The organism is Pseudonocardia sp. P-1, assembly GCF_058111925.1.
The window spans coordinates 5,405,674-5,431,177 of record NZ_CM176614.1; the positions used below are offsets into that span (position 1 = coordinate 5,405,674).

Consider the following 25,504-nt stretch of genomic DNA (forward strand, 5'->3'; position numbering starts at 1 on the left):
GTGGTGGGGGGAGCACCGCGGGTGCGGGGGCTGAGTGCGGGAGGGGGCGGAGCTGCGGAACGGGCGCCGGACAGTGGCATGGATCACCCGGACGGCGTCGCGATCAGCGGAAGCGGGCCGGTCGTGCACGACCGGCCGCGCCGACGGCGCGGCGCCCGGGTCCGGTGCCGCAGCCCGGTCGGGGTGTCCGTGGCGTCGTCGGGCACGACGCGACCCGGAGTCGCTAGGTTCGCGCTGGACCGCGCCGCCCGTCCGGGTGCGCGCACCGGAACACGAGGAGATGCGATGACGCACGCCGCGAGCGCGGCCGAGCTCGAGTCGCTGCTGCTGACCCGGTCGCTCGACGACCCGGAGCTCGCCGCGGCCACCGAGCGGACTCCCGACACCCGGGTCCTGCCCGACGTGTCCGTGGTCAAGGTCGGCGGCCAGAGCTTCATGGACCGCGGCCGCGAGGCTGTGTTCCCGCTGGTCGAGGAGCTGCTGGAGGCCCGGTCCGCGCACCGGTTGCTGATCGGCACCGGCGGCGGCACCCGGGCCCGGCACGCGTACTCCCTGGCCGCGGGGCTCGGCCTGCCCACCGGTGTGCTCAGCTCGGTCGGCAGCGCCGTCGCCGGGCAGAACGCCACCATGCTCGGCTACCTGATGGCCCGGCACGGGGTGCCGGTCGTCGCCGGGGGCGGGTTCGACGCGCTGCCGCTGTCGCTGTCCGAGGTCCGCGCGGCGATCTTCGCCGGCATGCCGCCGTACGCGATGTGGCAGCCGCTGCCCGACGAGGGCGTCATCCCGCCCTACCGCACCGACGCCGGCTGCTACCTGGTCGCCGAGACCTACGGCTGCAAGAACATGATCTTCGTCAAGGACGAGGACGGTCTCTACACCGCGAACCCGAAGAACGACCCGTCGGCGACCCTGATCCCCGAGATCACCGTCGACGAGCTCGTCGAGCGGGACCTGCCCGACCTGATCGTCGAGCGCCCGGTGCTGGAGCTCATGCGGCGCGCGACGCACGTCCGCTCGATCCAGATCGTCAACGGTCTCAAGCCCGGCAACCTCACCCGCGCGCTCGCCGGCGAGCACGTGGGCACGATCATCACTGCGGGAGACGCCCGATGAGCACCACCCACCCCAAGGACGTCGAGTCCCCGCTGGCCCGCCAGACCCTGCTCGACCGCGAGCAGGTCCGCCCCGTCGACCAGCAGCAGCCGGTCATCCGGATGCTGCCCCGCCTGCGCGTGGTCGTGCTCGGCGGCCGCTCCATCGTCGACCGCGGCCGCGACGTGCTGCTGCCGCTCGTCGAGGAGCTGCGCGCCGCGATCTCCGGGGACCCGCTGCTGATCGCCACCGGTGCCGGGATCCGTGCCCGGCACGCGCTCGGCGTCGGCCTCGACCTGGGCCTGCCGACCGGCGCGCTCGCCGAGATCGCCGGCCGTGAGGCCGAGCAGAACGGGCACCTGGTCGCCGCGCTGCTCGCCGAGCAGGGCGTCGCCTACCTCGGGCACGACACCGTCGCCCACCAGCTGCCGGTCCACCTGGCCGCGTCGAACGCCGCCGTCACCAACGGCTATCCGCCCTACGGCGTGCACGAGCTGCCGACGGCGGCCGGGAAGATCCCGGCCCACCGCACCGACACCGGCGCGCTGCTGCTGGCCGACGCGTGGGGCGCGGCCTCGTTGACCTACGTCCGCGACGTCGGCGGCGTGCTCGACGGGGACACCGTGCTCCGCGAGGCGTCCGCGGCCGACCTGCTCGCCGACGCCGCCCGGACCCTGCCGATCGACCGCGAGGCGCTGCGCACGCTGCAGCGCGCCCGGCACGTCCGGTCGGTGCAGATCATCGACGGGACCGTCGCCGGGAACCTGACGAAGGCCCTCGCCGGGGAGCACATCGGGACCGTCGTCTCGGCCTGACCTCCGAGGACGGGATCCGTCCGGGTCCGGTGCCACGGTCGTGTCGTGGCGCCGAACCCGTTCCCCGTCCTGCAGGCGGAGATCGACCGCCTGCACGCCCGACTCGACGACACCCGCCGGCCCGACGTGCCGTCCGGCGCCGGGTGGTCCTCCGGCGTCCCGCCCGACCATCTGCGCGCGCTCGCCGACCACTGGCGGCACCACGTCGACTGGCGGGCGGTGGAGGAGCGGCCGGCCGCGGACTCCGTCGTCGTCGACACCCCCGACCACGCCGGGGTGCACGCGCTGGTCCGCCGCTCGACGCGGTCCGACGCCGTACCGCCGCTGCCGGTGCACGGCTGGCCGTCCACCCCGGCGGACGTCCTCGACCTCCTGGGCCCCGCTCACCGAGCCGCTCCTCGACGACCTCCGGGCGTTCGCCCACTCCCTCGGACCCGAGTCCGGGGATCGATCAGTACTTCAGGGCGGTCGCGTGACGGGGGGACAGCGCTGAGGTACTGATCGATGTCGGCGCGGCCGGGAGCCGGCGAGCGCAGCTCGGGCGGCGCCGGGGCGGGGTCGGGCAGCCGGGCCTCAGCCCACCGGGACCGGCGGGACCGGCGGAGCGGCACCGGGCTCCGTGCGTCGCCGCCGTCGTCGCCCGGCGACGAGTGCGGCGGCCGTCAGGAGCACCAGCCCGGCTACGGCCGCCACGAACGGCACCGAGGCCGGGTCCCCGCCGTAGGCGCCGATCGTCACGAACGCCACCGCCGAGGGCGCCACCCCGAGCACCGACCCGGCCAGGTAGTCACGCAGCCGGATCGCGGTCAGCCCGCAGGCGTAGCTCAGCACCGGGAACGGGATCACCGGCAGCAGCCTGCCCCCGGCGACGGCCCACAGCCCGCCCCGGCGCAGCCGCGCGTCGAGACGGCGGATGCGGGCGCTGCCGATCCCGGCGACGACCTCGCGGCCCAGCGTCCGCGACAGCACGAAGCCGATCAGCGAGCCCACGGCGACGGCGGTCATCGTCGTCGCCAGGCCGACGGGCAGGCCGAACAGGACCCCGGCGGCGATGCCCATCACGGTCGCGGGCGCGGGGACCAGGGTGAACCCGACGAACAGCAGGGTGAACAGGACCGGTGCCGCCCAGCCCGCGGACGCCGTCGTCGCACGGACGCCCTCGACCGTCGGCCAGCCGGTGACCAGCAGTACCGCGGAGCCCGCGGCCACCAGCGTCACCAGCAGCACGGGCCGCCACCATCGGGCCACCGTCGACCACCTCCACCCGGGTCTACGAGTACGGGTACCCGCGGGGTTCGGGTGAGCACCGGCACGGACCGGTGAACGGCGACCGGTGCGCGGCGGACGACGGTGTCCGGTGTGACACAGTCTCGGCCTGATGAGACGTCCGGCGCGCACCCGCACCCTGCTGGGGTGGATCGCCGTCGCGTTCGTCGGGGCGTGGATCGTCGGGACCGTCACGTTGATCGCGGCGGCGGGGGAGCGCGGTGCCGACGACCGGGCCGCGCTCTACGAGCGTGGCGAGGCCGCGCTGCGGACCCCCGACGGTGGCGGCGCCCGGCTGCACGAGCTGCTGCTCGACGCCCCGGACCGCGGTTTCGTCGACGACTACGTCGAACGCCTCCAGGCGACCGGGTCGCCCACCGTGCTGCCCACCGGGCCGGACCGGGTCGAGGTGCGCTCGGGACCGGTGCTGGTGACGCTGTCGGTCACCGAGGAGGCGGGCCGCTGGTACTTCAGCCTCCTGCCGCCCGGGGAGCGGGAACCGGGCTGACCACCGGGCGCCACCACGGCGTCCGCGACCGGGGCGCCGGCCCGGGGCCGGCCGCGACGACGACACCGGGGAACCCGGTCAGCAACCGCGGCACCGCGCGGCGCAGCCGTCGCACGGCGGCGGCGCCGTCGACGTCGTCGAGGCGCGCCTGCAGGAACAGCCCGCCCTCGTGGCACGCGGTCCGCACCCGGGACAGCTCGGGCAGCGTCCGCGCCAGCACGCGCAGCTCCTCGGCGGTGAGGGGACAGCCACCGACGACCACCGTCGCGGTGAAGGGGCGCGTCCCGTCGTGCTCCGAGCTCATGGAGTCCCCTACGAGCGGCCCCCCCGTCCGGATGCGGTCACGGCCGGGAGATACCCACTTCTCATGACGCCGGGACCTGGGGTTACTCCGTCCGCAGCAGCTCCGTGACGTCCGTCCGGAACTGCATCGCCCGGTAGGGCCAGTTGGTCGTGGTGTTCCACTGGCTGACGACCAGGTGCAGGTCGTCGAGCGTCGAGCCGGGGACGACGTAGCCGCCGTAGAGCTGTGCGACGCGGCCGGTGGCGTGGTCCTCGTCGTCCCAGCCACAGCCGGAGAGCACCGTGGTCCGCGGGGCGCGGTGCAGGTCGGCGTTCGGGCGGTCGAGCAGCAGTGTGTCGATCCGGTAGTTCCCGGCGTCGAAGACGGTGAGCAGCAGGTGCTCGCGACCGTCCGGGCCGGGCACCCGGCGCAGGTTGAGCTCGCCGAACGCGCCGGGGAGGGTCAGCGTCGGCGGGTTGCCCCAGTCCCAGCGCTCCCCGGCGAAGCCCCACGGCTCCCACGCGTCGCGGTCGGTGATCCGGTCGGCGGGCACCCGGTGCAGCAGCAGGCCGTCGCGGCGCTGGAAGCCGGTGGTGTAGGCGTAGACGTAGCCGTCGCCGCCGTCGCACCAGGTCAGCTGCTGGAACAGGCCGTCGTGGTGGTCGCCGGGCCAGTCGCAGCCGGTCCGCTGCCAGGTGACGCCGTTGTCGCGGGAGGCGACGATCTCGCTCCACAGCACGTTGCCGAGGCCCTTGTTGGCCATGACGTGCAGGTACATCGTGTCGCCGACGGTGATGACGTCGGCCGGCAGGATCGTGGTGACGCGCCGGTGCAGCCGGAACCAGTTCGTCGCCGGCTTGCTGACCAGGCGGCAGGCGTAGTCGGCCGTGTCGCCGCCGGAGCCGGTCCAGCGCAGGCCGCCGCGGACGTCGTCGGGGTCGGCGAACAGCACGACCGGGGAGCGCCAGCCGGGCCCGCCGACACCGGCCCGGTCGAACGTGTCGCCGAAGACGGCGACCAGGCGCCCGTCCGGGGCGGTGGCGAGGATGCCGAGGTCGGTGCCGCCGATCCCGAACCGGTCGGTGTACCCGGGCCCGGTCAGGTCGGCGATCTTGCTCGTGACGGCCATGGCGCGACCCTACGGGCGGTACCGCGCGATCGCGTCGCGGGTCGCGGGCAGCGCGAACACCTCCGCGAAGGTGTCGACGCTCGCCTCCACCGAGCCGGTGATGCCCTGCTCGCGCCAGGTCTCGAGCAGTTCCTTCTGCGCCGACAGGACCTCGCGGGTCGGGGCGAGCAGCGTCGCGACGAGGTCGTCGACGGCGGCGTCGAGCCCGGCGGGGGAGTCGACGAGCCGGTTCACCAGCGGCGCCGTCCCGGGCTCGTCGACCCGGTGCACGCTGCCGGTCAGGACCATCTCCTGGGCGAGTGCGGCACCGACGTAGCGGGGCAGCAGCGCCGCGTCGACCACCGACGGGATCCCGAGGCGCACCTCGGGCAGCCCCACCCGCACCCCGGCGTGGGCGACGCGCAGGTCGCAGGCCAGCGCCAGCTCGAACGCCGCACCGAGGCAGGCGCCGTTCAGCCGGGCGATCGTCGGCACCGGTGCGGTGCGCACCGCGCGCAGGCAGGTCGCGAGCCGGGTGATGATCGCGCGACCGTCGCCGGGGGCGGCGTCGCGGAACACGTCGAGGTGCATCCCGGCGCCGAACGCGCGGTCCCCGGCCCCGGTGACCACCACGACCCGCACCCGGTCCGGGAGGTCGGTGACGGCCCCGGTGATCGTGTCGACGTCGCCCGTGTGCAGTGCGTTGGCGGCCTCGGGACGGTCCAGGGTGACCGTCCGGACCGCGCCGTCGTCGTGCACCCGCGGAGTCCCCATCAGTGCACCGTCCACGGCGGCGGGGCGGTGCGTGGGGGGCGTCGCCGCAGCACCAGGACCAGCACCAGCAGCACGATCGCGCCGACGCCGGCCGCGACCGTCGTCAGGACCGCCAGGATCAGCGGGGCGATCCCGGCTGCGGCGACGACCAGCGCGACCCCGATCCCGCGTGCCCCGGGCGCGGCGGACAGCGTGAAGGTGCCCGGCTCGTCGACCTCGAACGACCCGATCAGGAAGCCGGAGCGGGCACCGACGGAGTAGGTCTCGTCCATCGTCGCCGGGACCAGCGGCACCGGGCCGGACGGGCCGGTCACCGTCGGGAGCGCGTCGGCGGAGCCGTAGCCGCTGCGGGTCTCCAGGTACACCCAGCGGGTCCCGGGCCCGGTGACCGCGACGGGACCGCCGGTGGTCGCGGGGACGGCGACGTCCGCGGGCAGCCCGGCCCAGCGCACCCAGGACAGCAGCGCCAGGAGCGCCAGCACCGCGACCGCCGCTCCGCCGATCCACCGCCATCCCCGGACCACGACGATCATCGGACCACAGCGGCGGCCGCGACGACAGGTCCTACCGGGCGGCCGCCGCGGCCACCGCGTCGGCGAACACCTGCGGCGCCTCGACCGGGACGAAGTGCCCGACGCCGTCGACGGGGGTGACGGTCACGTCGGTGAAGAACTCCCCGACCCGGTCGGACCAGTCGCGCGGGAACAGCGGGTCGTGCTCGGGCCACAGGAACGTCGTCGGGACGGTGACGCGGTCGGCCGGGTCGGGTGCGGTCTCGGCGAGTGAGCGGGCCACCGCGCCGCCGCCGGAGCGGTACCAGTTGATCGACGCGACGAACGCGCCCGGCGCCCCGTACGCGACGGCGAGGTGGTCGAGGCGCTCGTCGTCGGGGGTGAACTCCGGGCCGGACCAGTGCGACCAGAAGTGGCGCAGGTACGCGCGGGCGGCACGGGCGTCGCCGTCGACGAGCTCGCGGGCCAGGTCGAGCTGGTGGAAGGACTGGTACCAGAACTCGCGCACGGGCCGCTCCGCGAGGATCCGGCGCCCGACCCCCGGCGCGGGCGGGGTGACCACGAGCGCGCGCAGCAGGTCGGGCCGGTCCCTCGCGACCTGCTGGCCGACGCGGCTGCCGACGTCGTAGCCGGCGACGACCACCTCGGACAGGTCCAGCTCGCCCAGCAGCGCCGTCAGCGAGCGCGCCTGCGCGGCCGCCGAGTACTGCTCGGCCGGGTCGCGGTCGTGGGAGTCGGACCCGCCGAACCCGCGCAGGTCCGGGACGACGACGTCGTGCGCGGGGGCCAGCCGCTCGGCGACGGCGGTCATGTCCGTCCGGTCGCCCGGCCAGCCGTGCAGCAGCAGGACCGGCGGCGCGCCGGGCTCGCCGTGACGGTCGTAGGCCAGTCGGAAGCCGTCGGCGGCGGCGGACAGGGGCATCGCGGGGACCCTCCGGGATCGTGGGACGGGCGGCTCGGTGTACCGAGAAATGATGATGGGGTGCCCGGGGCGCGACGGCGATACTCGCGCGTGTGAGTGAGCGCCGGAACCCCGACGTCGAGGTCGACTGGGACGACCCGGAGACCCCCACCCCGGGCTGGATGGGGTTCCTGCTGGCGCTGTGGCTGCTGCTCGCGCTCGCCTGCGGCTGGTTCGCCGTCGACGACCTGCGCCTGGCCACCGGCTCGGTCGGCGCGCCCGGGGTCCTGGAGGTCACCGACTGCACCGACCTGGGGGAGGGCCGCTACGACTGCAACGGCCTGTTCCTCCCCGACGCCGGCGGTGACCCGATCGCCGTCGACGCCTCGCCGGACTCGTCGGCCGGGGAGGTCGTCGCGGCGCAGCTGACCCCCGCAGGTGACCGTGCGGTGCCCACCGGGACGACCGGGGTGCTCGCCGCACTGACCCTGCCGTTCCTCGGCGTCGCCCTGCTCGGCTACCTGCCCTGGACGACGGCGGTGGTGCTCGGCACCCGCCGCGGCCGCCGCGGGCTCGCCGTGCTCGGGCACGTGGTGACGCTCGTCTTCGGGACCGCGACGATCGTCGGCCTGGTCCTCTCCTGACCAGTCCGGTCGATTTGTCGGGCTGTAACGGTTACCGTTCGCCGACCGTTCGGCCGACACGTCAGGGGGAACCGTGTCCCAGGCACCCACCACCGGAACGACGGAACGTCACCGTCTCCCGGTCCGGACGCTGGTCGCGGCGTCCATCGGCAACGCGGTCGAGTGGTACGACTGGACGATCTACGCGACGTTCTCGATCTACTTCGCGACGCAGATCTTCCCGCCCGAGAACGCGGCGCTGGCCCTCATCTCGACGCTCGCGACCTACGCGCTCGCCTTCTTCTTCCGGCCGCTGGGCGGTCTGCTGCTGGGCCGGTTCGCCGACCTCAGGGGCCGCCGCACCGCGATGCTGGTGACCATCCTGCTGATGGCGGGCGGGTCGTTCGTCATCGGCCTGCTGCCGACGTTCGCGATGATCGGCTGGTTCGCGCCGGTGCTGCTCCTGCTCGCGCGCATCGCGCAGGGCATGTCGCTGGGCGGCGAGGTCTCCAACGCCTCGGCCTACCTCGCCGAGATCGCCCCGCGCGAGCGGCGCGGGCGCTACTCGTCGTTCTTCTACATCTCCACCGGCACCGCGGTGCTGTTCGCCTCCCTCACCGGCTTCGTGCTGGCCGCGACGCTGACCGAGGACCAGCTGGCCTCCTGGGGCTGGCGGATCCCGTTCCTGCTCGGCGGGGTGCTCGGGATCATCGGGCTCTGGATGCGGCGCCAGATGAGCGAGACCGAGCAGTTCGAGGACAACAAGGAGTCCGCGGCCCGGATCCGCAACCCGCTGATGCTGACCCTGCGTGAGCACCCGAAGGCGGTCGCGCAGCTCGTCGGCTTCACGATCCTGCACACGCTCTGCTACTACACGTTCTTCTCCGCGCTGACCCCGTTCGCGACCCGCTCCCGCGGCGCCGACGCGACGGAGGTGTTCCTCGCGCTGTCGATCGCCACGGCGATCTTCGTGCTCCTGCAGTACCCGATGGGGGCCGCCGCCGACCGGTACGGCCGCAAGCCGCAGATGCTGGTCTGGTCCGCGGCCACCGCGGTGCTCGTCGTGCCGCTGTCGTTCCTGATCGGGCCCGGTTTCTGGAACATGTTCGTCGTGTTCGTCGTCGGGCTGGGGCTCTACACGGCGATGACCTCGGTCGCGCCGGCGATCATGAGTGAGCTGTTCCCGACCAAGGTCCGCGCCCTGGGCATCGGCGCCTGGTACAACCTGACCGTCGCCGTGTTCGGTGGGACCGCGCCGCTGGTCATCGCCTCGCTGCAGGAGGCGGACCTGGCGATCCTGTTCTTCGTCTACGTCGCCGTCGGGGCGGTGATCTCCTTCGTCGCGGTGCTGACCCTGCCGGAGACGAAGGGCTCCGCGCTGCGCTGACCGGTACTCTCCATCGAAACGTCGCCGTTTCGATGGAGAGCTCGCGATGACCAGCACCGCACCGGCCGACACGCTGCGCCACCTCGCGTACGGCGCCACGCTCGAGGAGGGCCTCGGCTTCTTCGACGCGCTGCCCGCCGTCCGCGTGGAGGAGATGCTCGGCGACTGGTCCGGCGGCGAGATCTCCACCGGCAACCCGATGGACGGGCTGCTGGGTCGCTTCGGCTGGCACGGCAAGCGGTTCGACGGCGTCGACGACGTCCACCCGCTCGTCATGGACCACCCCCGCGGCGGGCGGTTCTCGCTCAACCCCGCCCTGGTCCCGCTGCCCGCGCTGCTCCGGTACCCGGCCGCGCTGCGGAACGCGACCCTCGCGCGGATCGCCCGCACCGCGGGCCCCGCACTCGCCACCCGGGCGCCGAAGGCCCGGCTGCGCACCACCGAGTACCGCGGGGTCGCCAGCGCCACCATGTGCTACGACGACCTGCCGATCCACGACGTCTTCCGGCGCGTCGACGACGACACCGTCCTCGGTGCCATGGACATGCGCGGCCTCACCCACCCGTTCCTGTTCTTCCTGCGTCGCGAGTGACCAGTCGCTTCCCCGACGAGCGCCGCCGGGAGGTGCTCGCCGCGACCCGTGCCCTCGTCGCGGAACGCGGCTACTCCTCGACCACCGTCGAGGCCGTCGCCGCGGCGACCCGCACCAGCAAGGCGACGCTCTACCGGCAGTGGGGTGACAAGGCCGCGCTGGTGGTGGAGGCCGTCTCGGCGGGCAGCCGGATCGCGATCGATCGGATCGACACCGGGTCGCTGGCCGGGGACCTCGCGGCGGTCGTCGACCAGCTGGCCGCGCGGGCCGCGGTCGACGTGCCGATCGTGCTGGGGCTGGCCGGGGCCGGGCAGTGCGACCCCGCCCTGCCGGCCGCGTTGTCCTCACGGCTGCTGCCGCAGGTCGAGGCGCTGCGCGCGGTGGTGGGGCGGGCCGTCGCCCGCGGGGAGCTGCCGGCCGACCCGCCCGCCGCCCGGCACCTGCCCTACCTGCTGGCGGGCGCGGTGGTGGCGCCGACGCTGCTCGACGGGCCGGCCGCCGTCGCCGACGCCGGGTACCTGCGGTCGGTCTGCGACGACGTGCTGCTGCCGGCCCTCGGGGCCCGCGCGTGAGCTCCGGGCGCTCCTAGGCGGGCCCGTCGACGACCTGCACGACACCGTCGGCGGTGCCGGTGACGAACAGGCGTCCGGTGTCCGGGTCGACCGCGACCGTGTTCGGCTGGCGCACGGTGGGGATCCGGGCGACCTCCCGCGGCGTCGGGTCGGTCATGTCGTAGCCGACGAGCAGGTTTGCCCCGGTCGCGGTGACCCACACGCGGTCCCGGACCGGGTCGTAGGCGATCCCGTAGGGCTCGCCGGGCAGGTCCACCCGTCCGACCTCGGCCGGGGTGCCCGCCGGGTCGAAGACGATCAGGTGCCCGCCCCGGGTGTCGGTCGCGATCATGCGGCCGTGCCGGTCGGCGACCAGGTGGGTCGGGCCGTCGCCGGCCGGGAGCTCGCGGATGCCGTCGCCGGTGGCGGCGTCGTAGACGGTGAGGGTGTTCTCGCGGACGTCGATCAGCCCGACCCGGTCGCCGACGGGGGCGAGCCCGGCGGGCTGGGTGACGTCGGTCAGCTGGCGCACCACCCGGTCCCCGCGGACCACGGACACGCTGCCACCCGCCTCGTTGGCGACGAACACGGTCCCGGCCGCCGTCCCGGTCGCGTCGTGCGCCATCGGGCCGGTCATCACCTCCGGCGACACCCGGCCACCGGGCAGCGAGACGCGCAGCAGGCCGTTCGCGCTCTCGCTCGGGACCAGGACCGGCCCGCCCGGCCCGGCGAGCTGCAGGTGGCGCAGCACGCCCGGCAGCGGCACCCGCCCGACGACGGCGGCGGAGTCGGCGTCGAGCAGCACGAGCCGGTCGGGCTGCCGCACCCCGACCGCGACGCGGCGCGTCGGCCCGTCGGCGACGATGCCCTCCGGGACGGCGCCGACGGGCACGATCCGGCCGGGTGGGGCGGCCGTCACCGCCGGGGCGGCGCCCGGCTCGGCCGGTGGCGGCAGCGGCTCGGCGAACCGGGCGGGGTGCCCGCCCGCCCGGGGGCGGCCGGGCCGTCGGGCGGCGCGGCGCAGCCCACCGCGAGCAGGGCCAGGGCCAGGACGGCCGCCCGCTGCATGCGTTTCCCTGTCGCCATGGGGTCCAGCATCACGCCCCGGCCGGATGCCCGCGCGTCGGCCAAGGAGTGCGCCTGCCTGTTGCGCTGCAAAACGATAGATGGCTACCGTTCCGGTGTCCCGATCATGACGACGAGGGAGTTCCGCCGTGACGACGACCGAGGCCCCGCAGCTGCCCTTCGACCGGCCGAACGTCATCGACGTCGCGCCGCTGTACGCGGTGCTCCGCCGCGAGGGGCCGATCGTGCCGGTGCGCACCCCGGTCGGTGACCCGGCGTGGCTGGTCACCCGGCACGCCGAGGCGCGCTCCCTGTTCGCCGACCCGCGGCTCGGCCGCTCGCACCCCGCGGCCCGAGCAGGCGGCCCGGGTGTCCGAGGCGGCGGTCCTGGCCGGCCCCACCGGCACCGTGGAGACCGAGAAGGCCGAGCACGACCGGCTGCGCAGGCTGCTGGTCCCCGCGTTCTCGGCCAAGCGGATGCGGCGCCTCGGCGACCACGTCGGCGAGCTCGTCGACGGCTGCCTCGACGACCTCGTCGCCGCGAGGGAGACGTCCCCCGACGGCGTCGCGGACCTGCACGCCCACCTCGCGTTCCCGCTCCCGGTGCTGGTCATCTGCGAGCTGCTCGGCGTGCCCTTCGCCGACCGCGGCTACTTCAGCGGGCTGTCCGAGCGGGTCGCGACCCTCCGCTCCGGCGGCGACGCCGAGACCGCGATGACCGAGTTCCGCGGCTACATGGGACGGCTCGCGGCGGCGAAGCGGGAGACCCCGGGGGAGGACGTCGTCACCGACCTCGTGCGGGCCCAGGCCGAGGACCCCGGCTTCGGGGAGGCCGAGCTGACCCGGCTCGCCGCCGGGCTGCTGTTCGCCGGGCACGAGACCACCGTCGGGCGCATCGACCTCGGTGTGCTCCTGCTGCTCACCGACACCGCCCGCCGGGACGCCTTCGTCGCCGACGTCGACGGCCGGTTGCACGGCACCGTCGAGGAGGTCCTGCGCATGTCGGCCCCCGGCGGGCTCGGGCTGCTGCGCTACGCGCACGCCGACATCGAGGCCGGGGACGTCACGATCCGCCGCGGTGACGCGGTGATGATCTCGACGGCGTCGGCGAACCGGGACACCGAGGTGTTCGACGACGCCGACGCCTTCGACCCGACCCGCCGGCCCAACCCGCACGTGTCCTTCGGCTACGGCGGCCACTTCTGCATCGGTGCGAGCCTGGCCCGCACCGAGCTCGCGACGGTGTTCGCGCGGCTGTTCCGGCGGCTGCCCGGGCTGCGGCTCGCCGTCGCCCCGGAGGACCTGGACGTGCGGGCCGAGCAGGTCACCGGGGGAGTGCGGGGGCTGCCGGTCACCTGGTGAGCCGGTGCCGCGGCGCCCCACGACCTCGCGCGGCGACCCGCGCACGGGGTGCCGCGGACCGGGCAGGGGCGCCGCGGGACGGGCTCACAGCCCGTCGGCCAGGATCCCGTCCATCGCCCGCTCCACGATCGCCGCGATCGTCCACGACGGGTTCGTGCTCCCCGTCGTCCCCGGCACCAGCGCCCCGTCGACGACGTGCAGTCCCGGGTGCCCGGCCACGCGTCCCCGGTCGTCGGTGACCCGGCCCAGCACCGCGCCGCCCAGCGGGTGCCACGTGACCGGGTCCGCTGCCCCCAGGTCGAGGACCCCGGAGGGTGCGTCCGCGGCACGCGCGACCAGGCCGGAGAGCCCTGCGGGCAGCCGGGAGGCGACGTCGGAGACGACCCGTCCGAGGCCGGCGCCGATCGGGGCGTCCGGGGCGATCAACCGCTGGGTGAGGTCGCGGACGGTGCGCTGGGCGTCGGCGTCGCCGTCGGCCGGCCAGTGCAGCACGGCCTCGCCGGTGGCGCCGTCGAAGCGGAACTCGCCCACCGGGTCGCAGGCCCCGAAACCCGGCAGCGACATCGCGCGGACGTCGAACGGCAGCGGCGCGGGACCGAAGGTGAGCGTGACGGCCTCTGCGCGGTCGTCGGTGGGTGGGCGGATGCCGGCCGCCATCGGCCCGGCCTGCGGTCCGCCCGCCGGTTCGGGGACGCCGACGCGCAGCTGGATGCGGTCGCCGTTGTTGCCCCAGAACCGGCCGGCGTCGGCGGTGAGGTCGGGCAGCGTCCCGGTCTCGCGGGCCCGCACGAGCAGCCGGGAGGTGCCGGTCGACCCGGCGGCGAGGAACAGCGCGCCGGTGGTGAGCGCGATCCGTTCCCGCACGACGCCGTCGGTGTCGATCCGCTCGACGTCGAGCCGGTAGCGTCCGCCGCCGACCGCGTGCAGGTCGACCACCCGGTGCAGCGGGGCGACGGTGACCAGTCCGGAGGCCTCGGCGTCGCGCAGGTAGTTCTTGTCCGCCGACAGCCGCGCCCCGGAGTTGACACCGGTGAAGTACTCGCCGACCGACATCGACGGCGTCGCCCGCCCGGCGAACTCGGCACGCACGACGTCCCAGTCGGTCGCGTTGGGCAGCAGCTGCGCGGTCAGCCCGGCACGGCGGGCCTGCTCCAGGAACAGCCGGGTGCCGACGTGCGCGGGGTGGGCCAGGACGTCGTCGGGGATCGGCGAGACCCCGACCCGGGCGGCGGCGCGCGGGTAGTGCACGGCGGCGAGCTCGTCGTGGTCGATGCCGGGGACCGCCGCGGAGAACACCGCCGCGTCCGGCCGGATCCACACCCCGGCGTACACCAGCGTCGACCCGCCGACGCCCGCCCCGCAGAGCACGCTCATCCCGCGCCCGGACACCTTCTCGAACAGGCCGGTGTAGGGCCGGTAGAGGGTCGGCGGCTGGCCGGGGAACACCGGCGCGGGCGTCAGCCACGACGAGCGGCGGTCCGGGCGCAGGAACGGCGGGAACGTGTCGGCGGCCGGTGTGGTCCAGCGGCGGCCGCGTTCGAGGACCAGGGTGCGCACGCCCGCCTCGGCGAGCCGGGCCGCGGCGATCGACCCGCCGAGCCCGCTCCCGACGACGACGGCCGGTGCGGACATCGCGGTGACCTCGCGGCGCAGCAGGGCCGGCGCGGCGGTCGCGGTGCCGGCGGCACCCAGCGCGGCCGCACCGAGCGCGGCCCCGGTCAGGAACCCCCGGCGGCTGGTCACCCGCATCCGGCTCAGCCCCCGATCCGGATGTCGGCGACGATCTCGCGGATCAGGCCGTCGTCGTAGCGGAAGGTCTCGTGCACCCGCGCGGTCGTGAGGCCCACCGGACCCGCCCCGACGGACAGGGTGAACTCCGCGACGACGACGCCGTCCCCGCGCACGTGGTAGGTCTCGTCGGAGACGGCGCGGATGATCCGGTACTGCGGGCCGAACCGCAGGTCGGCGCGCAGCTGGTCGCCGGAGAACCCGGTCGGCAGCCCCGCCTCGACCCGGGTCGCGTCCGGGTGGAACGGCACCGCCGACGGGTCGTGGTCGGCGAGCGCGGCGACGTAGGCGCGGGCACCGTCGACCCGGCAGGCGTCGTCACAGGTGGAGGCGGACGCGACACCCGCCCCCGCTCCGGCGACGATCACGCCGACGAGCACGGACAGCAGCAGACTGCGCGACCGCATGGGAACCTCCGGGACCTGGGGGAGCGGACGGGGGGACGACGTGACGGGAGCGACGCCCGGGGGCAGGCGCCGGGAGACACGGGACGACGGCGTGGCGCGCACGCGGGCGGCCCTGCTGGCCGCGGCGGCCGACGTGTTCGCCGAGCGGGGCTACGACGGCGCCTCGGTGGACGAGATCGCCCGCGCCGCCGGGGTGTCGGTGGGGTCGATCTACAGCCGCTTCGGCAGCAAGCAGGACCTGTTCCGGGCGCTGATGACCGGCCACCTGGAGGGCGACCTGCACCGGGTGCGGTCCGGTTTGGACACGGGCCCCGAACAGGGGCTGGCCGAGCTGGAGGCGGTGCTGCTGGAGACCGCCCGCTCGCGCCCGGCGACCCTGCTCGACGCCGAGAGCTGGGCGGTGGCGATGCGCACCCCGGCGATGCGCGCGGCCGTGGCCGACCACCACCGCAGGGTCCGGGACGAGGCCGCGGCGATGGTGGCGCGCGGCCGCGCGGCCGGCGGGGTGGACCTCGGCGTGCCGGACGACGAGCTGGCGACCGCGATGATCGCGCTGTTCCACGGCCTCGTCCGAGAGTACCGCCTCGGTGTGCCCGGCGAGGCGCCGCCCGACCTGTACAGCCGCATGGTGCACGCGCTCGCGACCGGGCTCGCCGCACTGGCCGCGGACGGCGGGCCGCCCGGCGGGCCATGATCCACAGCGAGCCACGGGCGGCAGTCTGGCACGGGTGAGCGGACGCTCACCCACCGGGTTCTCCATCGGATGTCGGACACCCGTCGACGGTCACGGGGCCGCCGTCCGGACGGGCGCGGACGCGACCCCCCACCCGGCGGTGGCGCCCGCGACACCGTTCGCCACGATGGGGCGGTGACAGGCACGGCACCCCCGGACATCCAGCAGCACCGCTCGATCAACCAGCGCATCGCCGACGAGCTCGGCGCCCGGCCGGACCAGGTCGGGGCCGCGGTGGCCCTGCTGGACGAGGGCTCGACGGTCCCCTTCGTCGCCCGGTACCGCAAGGAGGCGACCGGCGGCCTCGACGACGCCCAGCTCCGCACCCTGGAGGAGCGGCTGCGCTACCTGCGGGAGCTGGAGGAGCGGCGCACCGTCGTCCTCGACTCCATCCGGTCGCAGGGCAAGCTCGACGAGTCCCTCGAGGCCACCATCCTCGCCGCCGAGTCCAAGGCCCGGCTCGAGGACATCTACCTGCCCTACAAGCCCAAGCGCCGCACCAAGGCGATGATCGCCCGCGAGCAGGGCCTGGAACCGCTGGCCGTCGCGCTGCTCGCCGACCCGACGCTCGACCCGCACTCGTCGGCGGCCGGCTACGTGACCGACGAGGTCGCCGACGCCGGCGCCGCGCTGGAGGGTGCCCGGTCGATCCTGGTCGAGCGGATCGGGGAGAACGCCGACCTCGTCGGCGGCCTGCGCGAGCGCATGTGGGCGCACGGGCGGCTGGTCACCACGGTCCGTGAGGGCAAGGAGAACGACCAGGCCGCGGCCAAGTTCTCGGACTACTTCGACTTCGCCGAGAAGTTCACGACACTGCCCTCGCACCGGATCCTCGCGGTCTTCCGCGGCGAGTCCGAGGAGGCGCTCGACGTCACCCTCGACGCCGGCGTCGCCGACGACGAGCCGAACCCCTACGAGGCCCTGATCGCCGCCGAGTACGGCGTCGCCGACCGCGGCCGCGCCGGCGACGCCTGGCTGCTCGGCGTCGTCCGGTGGGCGTGGCGGACCCGCCTGCTCACCGCGCTCGGCATCGACATCCGGGTCCGGCTGCGCACCGCCGCCGAGGAGGGCGCCATCGGCGTGTTCGCGGCGAACCTGCGCGACCTGCTGCTCGCCGCCCCCGCGGGCACCCGCGCCACCCTGGGCCTCGACCCGGGCCTGCGCACCGGGGTCAAGGTCGCCGTCGTCGACGCGACCGGCAAGGTCGTCGACACCGCGGTGATCTACCCGCACGAGCCCCGCAAGGACCGCGCCGGGTCGCTGAAGACCCTGGCGGCGCTGTGCACGAAGCACTCCGTCGAGCTGATCGCGATCGGCAACGGCACCGCCTCGCGGGAGACCGACGCGCTGGCCGGTGAGCTCATCGCGGCGAACCCGGGCCTGAAGCTGACCAAGGTGATGGTGTCCGAGGCCGGCGCGTCGGTGTACTCGGCGTCGGCCTACGCCTCGGCCGAGCTGCCCGACATGGACGTCTCGCTGCGCGGCGCGGTCTCCATCGCGCGGCGCCTGCAGGACCCGCTCGCCGAGCTGGTCAAGATCGACCCGAAGTCGATCGGGGTCGGGCAGTACCAGCACGACCTGCCCGAGTCGTCGCTGTCGCGCTCGCTCGACGCGGTCGTCGAGGACTGTGTGAACGCCGTCGGTGTCGACGTGAACTCGGCGTCCGCGCCGCTGCTGCGCCGGGTCTCGGGCATCTCCGAGTCCCTCGCCGGCGCGATCGTCGCCCACCGCGACGAGAACGGCCCGTTCCGGAACCGCACCGCGCTGACCGGCGTCGCGCGGCTGGGGCCCAAGGCGTTCGAGCAGTGCGCGGGCTTCCTGCGCATCCGCGGTGGGGACGAGCCGCTCGACGTCACCGGCGTGCACCCCGAGTCCTATCCGGTCGTCCGGCGGATGGTGGAGCGCACCACGCTCGACGTGTCCGCCCTGATGGGCAACGCCGCACGACTGCACCAGATCAAGCCCAAGGACTACGTCGACGACACCGTCGGGCTCCCGACCGTCACCGACATCCTGGCCGAGCTGGAGAAGCCCGGCCGGGACCCGCGGCCGGCGTTCCGGACCGCGACCTTCGCCGAGGGCGTCCACAAGATCTCCGACCTGCGGCCGGGGATGCTGCTGGAGGGCGTCGTCACCAACGTGGCCGCCTTCGGCGCGTTCGTCGACGTCGGGGTGCACCAGGACGGCCTCGTGCACGTGAGCGCGATGAGCAAGGACTTCGTGTCCGACCCGCGCGACGTCGCCAAGTCCGGTGACGTGGTCAAGGTGAAGGTCCTGGAGGTCGATGAGGCCCGCAAGCGGATCTCGCTGACCCTGCGTCTGGACGACGAGCCCGGCGCCGGCGAGCGCGGCGGCCGGTCCCGCGGGCCCGGCCAGGGCCAGGGCGGAGGCCAGGGCGGCCGGGGCCGCGACGGCGGCGAGCGCGGCGGGCGCGGTCCGGGCGGCGGCGACCGCGGCCGGGGTGGTCGCGACGGTGGCCGTGGCGACCGCGGCCGCGGCGGTCAGGGCGGTGGCCGCGGCGGCTCCGGCGGTGGCCGGCAGGACCGCGGCCCCGCCAACGACGCGATGGCCGAGGCGCTGCGCAAGGCGGGCTTCGGCAAGTCCTGAGCCGACGACCGGGCCCCGCGCACCCCGGGTGCGCGGGGCCCGGTCGCGGTCAGTGCGGGAGGACCGGCTCCAGCAGCCGCTCGGCGAGGCGGCGCAGGTCGTCGTCGCCGACGCCCCACTCGCGCAGCCGGCCCGCCGCGCCGGCGGGGTGGGCGTCGAGGTCGTCGAGCACGGCCTCCAGGGCGGCGGCGTCCACCCCGAGCAGCGCCTCGTCGTCGGGCTCGGGCTGGCCCCAGGCGCGCAGCCGGTCCCACAGCGTCGGCAGGACGTCGTTGGTGCGCAGGTAGTCCGCGACGACCGTCGCGCGCGGCACGTCCAGCACGGCCAGCAGTACCCCGACCACGATCCCGGTCCGGTCCTTGCCCGCGGCGCAGTGCACGAGCACCGGGGCGGGCGCGTCGGCGACGGTCCGCACGATCCCCGCGAGCTCGGCGCCGGCCTCGGCCGCCAGCAGCCGGTAGGCCCACCCGAGCCCCTTCTTCCCGGCGGCGGCCGTCGCGACCCGCTCCGGGGTCAGCGACGCGCCGAGCGGGACCGGACGGACGTCGGCGACGTCGGCGAGCGGATGCGGCTCGCCGGTCTCCGCCGCCGAGCGCAGGTCGACGACGGTCCGCGGCGGCCACGGCGATCCCTCGGGCAGGTCGAGGGCCCGAGCGTCGCGCGGGTCGCCCGGGCGGGGCGCGTCGGACCGGTAGAGCACCCCGTGCCGGACGCGGTAGCCGTCCGTCGTGCGCAGACCACCGAGATCACGCAGGTTCGCCGGGCGCCGGGCCGCGGCGCTGGAGAGGAATGCCGTCACCCGACCAGGGTCGGTGATCTCCCCGTGGCCGCGCCGAGGGTCGTGACCAGGGGCATCGGTGGTGTCGGTCACGCGGGACCCGGCGCACGGACCGCACCGGGACATGGCACACTGGTCGATCGACGGCCGTCGGCGACGACGCACGGCCGCGAGCCCCGGAGGTCTGGGTTCACCGGCACATCATCTGGATCGAGATGCCGCACGCGGGCCTGGCGGGCTGGGAGAGCGGGCGAGAGCCGCCCGACGACACAGCGCACCCCCCCTGCGCACGCCATTTGAGGACCGAGTGAGCATTCTGCTGGACCAGTACCCCGACCTGAACGACTCCGGAGACGAGATCACCACTTCCGCCGCCATGACGGACACCGACGACGCCACCACCCCCGACACGACCGCCGCCGCGGAGAGCACTGCCTCCGGCGACGGGGCCGAGGGCGTGGGTGTCGAGGACGCGCGCACCGAGGACGCGGGCACCGCCGACGAGCCCGTCGACGACACCCCCGCCGGCCCGACCTTCGCCGACCTGGGCCTCGCGCCGCAGCTGCTCGACACCCTCGAGAAGCTGGGCTACGCCTCGCCGAGCCCGATCCAGGCCGCCGCGATCGGCCCGCTGATCGCCGGGCGCGACCTGCTGGGCCAGGCCGCCACCGGTACCGGCAAGACCGCCGCGTTCTCGCTGCCGATGCTGCAGCGCCTGGCCGACGGCCGCACCTCCCGCTCCCGCGGCGCCAAGCCCTTCGGACTGGTGCTCGCCCCGACCCGTGAGCTGGCCATGCAGGTCGGCGACGCGGTCTCCAAGTACGGTGCCGCGCTCGGCGCCTCGGTCGCCTGCGTCTACGGCGGCGCGCCCATCGGCCCGCAGCTGGGCCAGCTCCGCCGCGGCGTCGACATCGTCGTCGCCACCCCCGGCCGCGCCATCGACCTGGTCAACCGGGGCGCGCTCGCCCTGGACGCGATCGAGGTCGCCGTCCTGGACGAGGCCGACGAGATGCTCGACATGGGCTTCGTCGAGGACATCGAGACGATCCTCGGCGCGACGCCGCGGGGCCGCCAGACCGTGCTGTTCTCGGCGACCATGCCGGGCCGCATCCAGAGCCTGGCGCGGACCCACCTGAGCGACCCGGCCGACATCCGGATCAAGAAGGAGGCCACGCCCGAGGGCGAGGCCCCGCGGGTCCGCCAGACCGCGTACCACGTGCCCCGCAGCCACGTCACCGTCGCGCTGGGCCGGGTGCTCGAGATGGAGCAGCCGACCGCGGCGATCGTGTTCTGCCGCACCCGCGCCGACGTCGACGCCGTCACCGAGACCCTCACCGCGCGCGGCCTGCGCGCCGAGGCGCTGCACGGCGGCATGGACCAGGAGCACCGCACCCGGGTCGTCGAGCGCCTGCGCGCCGGCCGCACCGAGCTGCTGGTCGCCACCGACGTCGCGGCCCGTGGCCTGGACATCGACTCGCTGACCCACGTGGTCAACCACGACGTGCCCTCGTCGCCGGAGTCCTACGTGCACCGCATCGGCCGGGTCGGCCGGGCGGGACGCGAGGGCGTCGCGATCACCCTGGTCACCCCGGGGTCGGTGCGTCACCTGCGCAACATCGAGCGCCTCATCGGGGCGTCGGTGCCCAGCGCGCCGGTGCCCTCGCCGGAGGACCTGCGCACCGTGCGGCTCGCCCGCACCGCGCTGGCCCTGCGCGAGCAGGCCGGTCAGGACGCCGACACCCCGCCGCAGGACGGCGTGGAGCAGCTCGTCGTCGAGCTGGCCCGCGACCACGACCTCGCCTCGATCGCCGCCGCGGCGATCCGGCTCGCCCGCGCCGGCAACTCGGTGCCGGACGACGAGATCGAGATCCCGCAGGTCCGCTCGCGCGGTGGCCGTGACAGCGGCCCCGGCGACCGTGGCCCGCGCCGCGACCGCGACGGCCGTCCGGGCGGTGCTCGCGGCCAGGGCGCCCGTCCGCCGAAGGCCGGGGCGACCCGCCTGTTCGTCTCGGCGGGCCGTGCCTCCGGTGTGCGCCCGCAGGACATCGTGGGTGCGCTGGCGAACGAGTCCCGGCTGTCCGGCCGCGACATCGGCGCCATCCAGATCCACGAGCGCCACTCGCTGGTCGAGGTGCCCGAGCACGCCGCGGACGACGTGCTGCGCTCGCTGCGCGGCGCGACGACGCTGAAGGGCCGCAAGGCCAACGTGCGTCGCGACCGGGACAACGCCGGCGCCCGCTGACACACGGCACACGACAGGGGCCCCGCGCGATCCGCGCGGGGCCCCTGTCGTCGTCGGTGGGGAGGGTCAGCGCACCTCGACCCGGTCACCGTGGGCCAGCTTTCCGAAGAACACCGTCGCGTCCTGGTTGCGCAGCTTCACGCAGCCCGCGGACCCGGAGTCGCGGTCGCCCTCGTGGAAGGCGATGCCGCCGGGGGCGAAGAAGACCGACCACGGCATCGGGGCGCCGTCGAACTCGGCGGAGTGGTGGTCGCGGTCCTTGTCGTAGACGGCGAAGTCCCCGGTCGGGGTCTCCGTGCCGTGCCCACCGGTGGCGACGTCGACGGGGCCGTAGGTGACCTTCCCGCCCTTCATCAGCCACGCCTGCTGGGACTCCAGGTCCACACAGGCCTTCGCCGTCGCCGAGCACGGGGTGCCGGCGACGCCGGAGCCGGTGCCGGCGGCGACCGCGGTGCCCGCGGCGCCCAGCCCGACGACCAGTCCGGTGGCCGCGACGACCAGCGCGCGGCGGCGACGCACCCGTCGAGTACTACGGGGAGTGGGTTCGTTCGTGTGCGCCATGAGCGTCGCTCGGGTCCTCTCGGGTGAATGACGGTGCTGCCGGAGAGTCCAACGATCACCCGTAGCAACGGGTACGCCCGGACGGGCTATCCGGTGCGGCCGGAAACGGGCCTGCGCCGGTGATGTGCGGCAGGATCGGCCCCGTCCCGACACCGGAGTCCGGCCGAGGAGCGCGCATGGCCACCACCAGTTCCCGCAAGCCCCGCAGTCATCAGGTCACCGACGGCATCGGCGCCACCGCCGCCCGCAGCATGCTGCGCGCGGTCGGCATGCGCGACGACGACTTCGCCAAGCCCCAGATCGGCATCGCCTCGTCCTGGAACGAGATCACCCCGTGCAACCTGTCGCTGCAGCGGCTCGCGACCGCTGCGAAGGAGGGGGTGCACACCGCGGGCGGCTACCCGATGGAGTTCGGCACGATCTCGGTGTCCGACGCCATCTCGATGGGACACCGGGGCATGCACTACTCGCTGGTCAGCCGGGAGATCATCGCCGACTCGGTGGAGACCGTCGTCGAGGCCGAGCGGCTCGACGGGACGGTGCTCCTGGCCGGATGCGACAAGTCGCTGCCCGGGATGCTGATGGCCGCGGCCCGGCTCGACCTCGCCGGGGTGTTCGTCTACGCCGGATCGATCATGCCGGGCCGGGTCGGTGACCGGGAGGTCAACATCGGCGACGCGTTCGAGGGCATCGGTGCGTGCGCGCGCGGCCTGATCACCCCCGACGAGCTCGACACCCTGGAACGGGCCATGTGCCCGGGGGAGGGCGCCTGCGGCGGCTTCTACACCGCGAACACGATGGCCGCGGCCGCCGAGGCACTCGGGATGGCGCTGCCCGGCTCGGCCAGCCCGCCCGCGGTGGACCGTCGTCGCGACGGCGTGGCCCGCGCCTCCGGCGAGGCCGCGGTCGGCATGATCGCCCGTGGCCTGACGGCGCGGTCGGTGCTGACCCGCGAGGCGTTCGAGAACGCGATCGCCGTCGTCATGGCCTTCGGCGGATCCACAAACGCGGTGCTGCACCTGCTCGCCATCGCCCGCGAGGCCGAGGTGCCGCTGACCCTGGACGACTTCAACACCGTCGGCGACCGGATCCCGCACCTGGCCGACGTCAAGCCGTTCGGGCGGCACCTCATGTACGCCGTCGACCAGGTCGGGGGCGTACCGGTGGTGATGAAGGCACTGCTCGACGCGGGCCTGATCCACGGCGACGCCCGCACCGTCACCGGCCGCACGGTCGCGGAGAACCTCGCCGAGCTCGACCCGCCGGGCCTCGACGGCTCGGTCATCCACGACCTCGCCGACCCGATCCACCCCACCGGCGGCCTCACGATCCTGCGCGGCTCGCTCGCACCCGACGGCGCGGTCGTCAAGTCCGCCGGGTTCGACGCCACCACCTTCACCGGCACCGCCCGCGTCTTCGACGGCGAGCAGGGCGCACTCGACGCCGTCGACGCCGGCGAGATCGGGCCCGGCACGATCGTCCTGATCCGCTACGAGGGCCCCCGCGGCGGGCCCGGGATGCGGGAGATGCTCGCCGTCACCGGGCGGATCAAGGGCGCGGGCCTCGGCAAGGACGTCCTGCTGGTCACCGACGGCCGCTTCTCCGGTGCCACGACCGGGCTGTGCGTCGGGCACGTCGCACCCGAGGCCGCCGACGGCGGACCGATCGCGCTCGTCCACGACGGCGACACGATCACCCTGGACATGAAGGCCCGCACGATCGACATCGGCGTCGAGCCCGCCGAGCTGGAGCGGCGGCGCGCGGAGTGGACGTGCCCGGAGCCGACGAACCGGCGCGGGGTGCTGGGCAAGTACGCGAAGCTCGTGTCGTCCGCGGCCGACGGGGCCGTCTGCGGCTGACCCGCATGGCCGGCCCGCCCGACCGACGGGCGCGCCGGCCGCGACGCACCCGACACCGCCCCGACACAGGGCCGCAACATCGGTCCCGCAGGCTGGTGGTGATGAGCACCGATCCCGGGACGACCAACGGCCTCTACCGGGTGCGGGTGCGGCTGCCCGACGAACCCGGTGCCCTGGCCGGGCTGACGGCGGCGCTGGCGCAGGTGCGCTGCAACATCCTCGCCCTGTCGGTGCACGGTCAGGACGCGCGCTCCGTCGTCGACGAGCTGCTGGTGTCCGGGCCGTGCAGCGTCGGCGAGCTGTCTGTGGCGGTCTGCGGGGCGGCCCCCGACGGCGGGGTCCTCGTCATGACCGCCGACCCGCACGACCTGGTCGACCCGCCCACCCGGGCACTGGACATCGTCGCCGCCGGTCAGAGCCCCGCCGACGGGATCGCCGCGCTGCTCGGCGCGTCGGGTGTCCGGACGCCGGGCCCGGACGAGCCGGGTGCGCGCGACGAGCACGACCTGGAGCTGACCGCGCCCGACGGCTCCCGGCTGGTCGCCCGGCGGGCGGCACCGTTCACCGTCACCGAGGTGGCCCGGGCCCAGGCGTTCCTGCGCGCGGTCGCGACGCGCCCGGAGTCCGACCCGCGCGGCTGGGCCGGGGCGTAGCGCACTCGGCGCACCGCAGGCGCCGGTCGGCGTGGCACGGAGGTCACGGCACCGCCACCGCTGGCATCCTTCCGGCAGGACGATCGAGAACGGGCAGTACCCACACGGCCTCCGGCGGGCGTCCTCACCATCGCGAAACCGCCGCGACCCGTGGCGGCAACGATGGACGGTGATCGTTGCGTCATGGAGGCCGGTATGGGTGAGCTGTCGTCCCCGCGGGATCGGGACCGGGTGGGTGTGGTCGTGCCGTACGACTTCGCCCTCGACCGTGAGATGTGGCGGTGGGTCCCCGAGCGGGTCACCCTGCACGTGACCCGCACGCCGTTCGTCGCGACCCCGGCCGACGCCGCGCAGGCCCGGCTGATCTCCGACCCGGCCATGGTCCGGCAGGCCGCCCGCGACGTGCTGACACCGGGGCCCGCCGTGGTCGCGTACTCGTGCACCTCGGGCAGCTTCGTCGGTGGCGTGGCGGGGGAGGCCGCGCTGCGCGACGCGGTGCTGGCCGCGGGCGCGCCGGCGGCGGTCACGACGGCGGGGTCGCTGGTCGCGGCGTGCGCCGAGCTGGGGGTCACCCGGCTCGCCGTCGCCACCCCCTACGTCGACGACCTCACCGCGCTGCTCGCCGACTTCCTCGCCGGATCGGGTGTCGAGACCGTCGCCCGGCACGGCCTGGGCCTGCTCGGCCACATCTGGACGACGAGCCCGGAGCAGGTCGCCGCGGCCGTGCGCGCCGCGGACCACCCCGACGCGCAGGCGGTCTTCGTCTCCTGCACCAACCTGCCCACCTACGACGCGATCGCCGTGCTGGAGCGCGAGCTCGGCAAGCCGGTGCTCACCGCGAACCAGGTGACGATGTGGGCCGCGCTGCGTGCGGCCGGGCACTCCGCCGTCGGCCCCGGGCAGACCCTCGTCGACGGCCCGTCCGTCCCGCCCGTGCTACGGGTGGTGGACGCCGCGGCCCCCGGCAGGACGGATCCCGGCCCGGCGGACCTCGACCCGGTGGTCCTCGCGACCGCGGCCGGGCCGGGACCGGCGCC

General features: G+C 75.2%; 25 protein-coding genes and 2 pseudogenes. 15 read left to right on the forward strand and 12 right to left on the reverse strand.

The genetic code is table 11. From position 1 onward, the window contains the following. Positions 1-285 precede the first annotated feature (285 nt). Genes AC0GKK_RS26380 through AC0GKK_RS26390 form a run of 3 tightly spaced genes read left to right on the forward strand, consistent with a single transcriptional unit; the run spans position 286 to position 2,408 of the window. Positions 286-1,113 carry an amino acid kinase family protein gene (locus tag AC0GKK_RS26380; RefSeq protein ID WP_489882829.1) on the forward strand — a complete coding sequence of 276 codons (828 nt, stop codon included), beginning with the start codon at positions 286-288 and terminating at the stop codon, positions 1,111-1,113. Continuing rightward, complete coding sequence (locus AC0GKK_RS26385; RefSeq protein ID WP_062395798.1) at positions 1,110-1,907, forward strand: amino acid kinase family protein; 798 nt, start codon at positions 1,110-1,112, stop codon at positions 1,905-1,907. Before AC0GKK_RS26380 ends, AC0GKK_RS26385 begins: the two co-directional genes overlap by 4 nt. A gap of 45 nt (positions 1,908-1,952) precedes the next feature. After that, the gene (locus AC0GKK_RS26390) at positions 1,953-2,408 is read left to right on the forward strand and encodes an epoxide hydrolase N-terminal domain-containing protein (protein ID WP_489882830.1); all 456 of its coding nucleotides are present in this window, start codon (positions 1,953-1,955) and stop codon (positions 2,406-2,408) included. Positions 2,409-2,480: 72 nt separating this feature from the next. Here AC0GKK_RS26390 and AC0GKK_RS26395 read toward each other — a convergent pair whose 3' ends face one another. Then, positions 2,481-3,155 (reverse strand): TVP38/TMEM64 family protein, encoded by a 675-nt coding sequence (locus AC0GKK_RS26395; protein WP_476651690.1) that lies wholly within the window; start codon positions 3,153-3,155, stop codon positions 2,481-2,483. Positions 3,156-3,285: 130 nt separating this feature from the next. On the opposite strand from AC0GKK_RS26395, the gene AC0GKK_RS26400 reads away from it, so the two are divergent. Continuing rightward, positions 3,286-3,681 carry a hypothetical protein gene (locus AC0GKK_RS26400; protein WP_489882831.1) on the forward strand — a complete coding sequence of 132 codons (396 nt, stop codon included), beginning with the start codon at positions 3,286-3,288 and terminating at the stop codon, positions 3,679-3,681. Here the strand turns inward: AC0GKK_RS26400 and AC0GKK_RS26405 are convergent. From AC0GKK_RS26405 to AC0GKK_RS26425, 5 genes are all read right to left on the reverse strand, one after another. Then, positions 3,644-3,985, reverse strand: coding sequence for a hypothetical protein (locus tag AC0GKK_RS26405; protein ID WP_489882832.1), 342 nt, complete (start codon positions 3,983-3,985; stop codon positions 3,644-3,646). The genes AC0GKK_RS26400 and AC0GKK_RS26405 overlap by 38 nt on opposite strands. Positions 3,986-4,067: 82 nt before the next feature. Further along, the gene (locus tag AC0GKK_RS26410; RefSeq protein ID WP_489882833.1) at positions 4,068-5,093 is read right to left on the reverse strand and encodes a glycoside hydrolase family 183 protein; all 1,026 of its coding nucleotides are present in this window, start codon (positions 5,091-5,093) and stop codon (positions 4,068-4,070) included. A 9-nt stretch (positions 5,094-5,102) separates the two neighbouring features. After that, on the reverse strand, positions 5,103-5,846 hold the full coding sequence (locus tag AC0GKK_RS26415; protein ID WP_489882834.1) for an enoyl-CoA hydratase/isomerase family protein: 744 nt from the start codon (positions 5,844-5,846) through the stop codon (positions 5,103-5,105). Next, on the reverse strand, positions 5,846-6,379 hold the full coding sequence (locus AC0GKK_RS26420; protein WP_489882835.1) for a hypothetical protein: 534 nt from the start codon (positions 6,377-6,379) through the stop codon (positions 5,846-5,848). Before AC0GKK_RS26420 ends, AC0GKK_RS26415 begins: the two co-directional genes overlap by 1 nt. Before the next feature lie 31 nt (positions 6,380-6,410). Continuing rightward, positions 6,411-7,280 carry an alpha/beta fold hydrolase gene (locus tag AC0GKK_RS26425; RefSeq protein ID WP_489882836.1) on the reverse strand — a complete coding sequence of 290 codons (870 nt, stop codon included), beginning with the start codon at positions 7,278-7,280 and terminating at the stop codon, positions 6,411-6,413. A 92-nt stretch (positions 7,281-7,372) separates the two neighbouring features. On the opposite strand from AC0GKK_RS26425, the gene AC0GKK_RS26430 reads away from it, so the two are divergent. The 4 genes from AC0GKK_RS26430 (at position 7,373) to AC0GKK_RS26445 (ending at position 10,433) form a co-directional block, all read left to right on the forward strand. Next, a complete protein-coding gene (locus tag AC0GKK_RS26430; protein WP_251782273.1) occupies positions 7,373-7,903 on the forward strand; it encodes a hypothetical protein in 531 nt (176 codons plus the stop codon). A gap of 73 nt (positions 7,904-7,976) precedes the next feature. Beyond that, on the forward strand, positions 7,977-9,269 hold the full coding sequence (locus AC0GKK_RS26435; RefSeq protein ID WP_251782274.1) for an MFS transporter: 1,293 nt from the start codon (positions 7,977-7,979) through the stop codon (positions 9,267-9,269). A gap of 46 nt (positions 9,270-9,315) precedes the next feature. Continuing rightward, entirely contained in the window at positions 9,316-9,861 is a 546-nt protein-coding gene (locus AC0GKK_RS26440) for a DUF4334 domain-containing protein (protein WP_489882837.1), read from the forward strand. Further along, positions 9,858-10,433 (forward strand): TetR/AcrR family transcriptional regulator, encoded by a 576-nt coding sequence (locus AC0GKK_RS26445; protein WP_476651684.1) that lies wholly within the window; start codon positions 9,858-9,860, stop codon positions 10,431-10,433. The genes AC0GKK_RS26440 and AC0GKK_RS26445 overlap by 4 nt, the downstream gene beginning before the upstream one ends. Before the next feature lie 13 nt (positions 10,434-10,446). On the opposite strand, the gene AC0GKK_RS26450 is transcribed toward AC0GKK_RS26445, so the two are convergent. Then, on the reverse strand, positions 10,447-11,304 hold the full coding sequence (locus AC0GKK_RS26450; protein WP_405416734.1) for a YncE family protein: 858 nt from the start codon (positions 11,302-11,304) through the stop codon (positions 10,447-10,449). Between the two features lie 23 nt (positions 11,305-11,327). Beyond that, a complete protein-coding gene (locus AC0GKK_RS26455; protein WP_489882838.1) occupies positions 11,328-11,498 on the reverse strand; it encodes a hypothetical protein in 171 nt (56 codons plus the stop codon). Between the two features lie 128 nt (positions 11,499-11,626). On the opposite strand from AC0GKK_RS26455, the pseudogene AC0GKK_RS26460 reads away from it, so the two are divergent. Further along, positions 11,627-12,839 (forward strand): annotated as a pseudogene (locus AC0GKK_RS26460) (cytochrome P450). 84 nt (positions 12,840-12,923) lie between these two features. Here the strand turns inward: AC0GKK_RS26460 and AC0GKK_RS26465 are convergent. Further along, positions 12,924-14,582 carry a GMC oxidoreductase gene (locus tag AC0GKK_RS26465; protein WP_489882839.1) on the reverse strand — a complete coding sequence of 553 codons (1,659 nt, stop codon included), beginning with the start codon at positions 14,580-14,582 and terminating at the stop codon, positions 12,924-12,926. An 11-nt stretch (positions 14,583-14,593) separates the two neighbouring features. Beyond that, positions 14,594-15,034, reverse strand: coding sequence for a DUF8021 domain-containing protein (locus tag AC0GKK_RS26470; RefSeq protein WP_476651679.1), 441 nt, complete (start codon positions 15,032-15,034; stop codon positions 14,594-14,596). 91 nt (positions 15,035-15,125) lie between these two features. Here AC0GKK_RS26470 and AC0GKK_RS26475 point away from each other — a divergent pair, with 91 nt between their 5' ends. Both AC0GKK_RS26475 and AC0GKK_RS26480 read left to right on the forward strand, forming a co-directional pair. Beyond that, on the forward strand, positions 15,126-15,728 hold the full coding sequence (locus AC0GKK_RS26475) for a TetR/AcrR family transcriptional regulator (RefSeq protein ID WP_476651678.1): 603 nt from the start codon (positions 15,126-15,128) through the stop codon (positions 15,726-15,728). A gap of 174 nt (positions 15,729-15,902) precedes the next feature. Beyond that, complete coding sequence (locus AC0GKK_RS26480) at positions 15,903-18,374, forward strand: Tex family protein (RefSeq protein ID WP_489882840.1); 2,472 nt, start codon at positions 15,903-15,905, stop codon at positions 18,372-18,374. A 49-nt stretch (positions 18,375-18,423) separates the two neighbouring features. Here AC0GKK_RS26480 and AC0GKK_RS26485 read toward each other — a convergent pair whose 3' ends face one another. Further along, on the reverse strand, positions 18,424-19,173 hold the full coding sequence (locus AC0GKK_RS26485; RefSeq protein WP_489882841.1) for a tyrosine-protein phosphatase: 750 nt from the start codon (positions 19,171-19,173) through the stop codon (positions 18,424-18,426). 286 nt (positions 19,174-19,459) lie between these two features. On the opposite strand from AC0GKK_RS26485, the gene AC0GKK_RS26490 reads away from it, so the two are divergent. After that, positions 19,460-21,394, forward strand: coding sequence for a DEAD/DEAH box helicase (locus AC0GKK_RS26490; protein WP_489882842.1), 1,935 nt, complete (start codon positions 19,460-19,462; stop codon positions 21,392-21,394). A gap of 66 nt (positions 21,395-21,460) precedes the next feature. On the opposite strand, the gene AC0GKK_RS26495 is transcribed toward AC0GKK_RS26490, so the two are convergent. Further along, on the reverse strand, positions 21,461-21,913 hold the full coding sequence (locus AC0GKK_RS26495; RefSeq protein WP_346108707.1) for a L,D-transpeptidase: 453 nt from the start codon (positions 21,911-21,913) through the stop codon (positions 21,461-21,463). 218 nt (positions 21,914-22,131) lie between these two features. Between AC0GKK_RS26495 and ilvD the strand changes: the two genes are divergently transcribed. The 3 genes and pseudogenes from ilvD to AC0GKK_RS26510 form a co-directional block, all read left to right on the forward strand. Then, complete coding sequence (ilvD, locus tag AC0GKK_RS26500) at positions 22,132-23,814, forward strand: dihydroxy-acid dehydratase (RefSeq protein WP_482637678.1); 1,683 nt, start codon at positions 22,132-22,134, stop codon at positions 23,812-23,814. 101 nt (positions 23,815-23,915) lie between these two features. Next, on the forward strand, positions 23,916-24,467 hold the full coding sequence (locus AC0GKK_RS26505; RefSeq protein WP_251782292.1) for an ACT domain-containing protein: 552 nt from the start codon (positions 23,916-23,918) through the stop codon (positions 24,465-24,467). Between the two features lie 183 nt (positions 24,468-24,650). Further along, positions 24,651-25,376: pseudogene (locus AC0GKK_RS26510) on the forward strand (maleate cis-trans isomerase family protein); the annotation flags it as partial. Positions 25,377-25,504 lie beyond the last annotated feature (128 nt).

Bases quoted from the DNA above. Each gene is read 5' to 3' on its own strand.
- AC0GKK_RS26380 (WP_489882829.1), top strand. From the start codon at position 286: ATGACGCACGCCGCGAGCGCGGCCGAGCTCGAGTCGCTGCTGCTGACC.
- AC0GKK_RS26385 (WP_062395798.1), top strand. From the start codon at position 1,110: ATGAGCACCACCCACCCCAAGGACGTCGAGTCCCCGCTGGCCCGCCAG.
- AC0GKK_RS26400 (WP_489882831.1), top strand. From the start codon at position 3,286: ATGAGACGTCCGGCGCGCACCCGCACCCTGCTGGGGTGGATCGCCGTC.
- AC0GKK_RS26405 (WP_489882832.1), bottom strand. From the start codon at position 3,985: ATGAGCTCGGAGCACGACGGGACGCGCCCCTTCACCGCGACGGTGGTC.
- AC0GKK_RS26410 (WP_489882833.1), bottom strand. From the start codon at position 5,093: ATGGCCGTCACGAGCAAGATCGCCGACCTGACCGGGCCCGGGTACACC.
- AC0GKK_RS26415 (WP_489882834.1), bottom strand. From the start codon at position 5,846: ATGGGGACTCCGCGGGTGCACGACGACGGCGCGGTCCGGACGGTCACC.
- AC0GKK_RS26420 (WP_489882835.1), bottom strand. From the start codon at position 6,379: ATGATCGTCGTGGTCCGGGGATGGCGGTGGATCGGCGGAGCGGCGGTC.
- AC0GKK_RS26425 (WP_489882836.1), bottom strand. From the start codon at position 7,280: ATGCCCCTGTCCGCCGCCGCCGACGGCTTCCGACTGGCCTACGACCGT.
- AC0GKK_RS26440 (WP_489882837.1), top strand. From the start codon at position 9,316: ATGACCAGCACCGCACCGGCCGACACGCTGCGCCACCTCGCGTACGGC.
- AC0GKK_RS26455 (WP_489882838.1), bottom strand. From the start codon at position 11,498: ATGGCGACAGGGAAACGCATGCAGCGGGCGGCCGTCCTGGCCCTGGCC.
- AC0GKK_RS26470 (WP_476651679.1), bottom strand. From the start codon at position 15,034: ATGCGGTCGCGCAGTCTGCTGCTGTCCGTGCTCGTCGGCGTGATCGTC.
- ilvD (WP_482637678.1), top strand. From the start codon at position 22,132: ATGGCCACCACCAGTTCCCGCAAGCCCCGCAGTCATCAGGTCACCGAC.
- AC0GKK_RS26505 (WP_251782292.1), top strand. From the start codon at position 23,916: ATGAGCACCGATCCCGGGACGACCAACGGCCTCTACCGGGTGCGGGTG.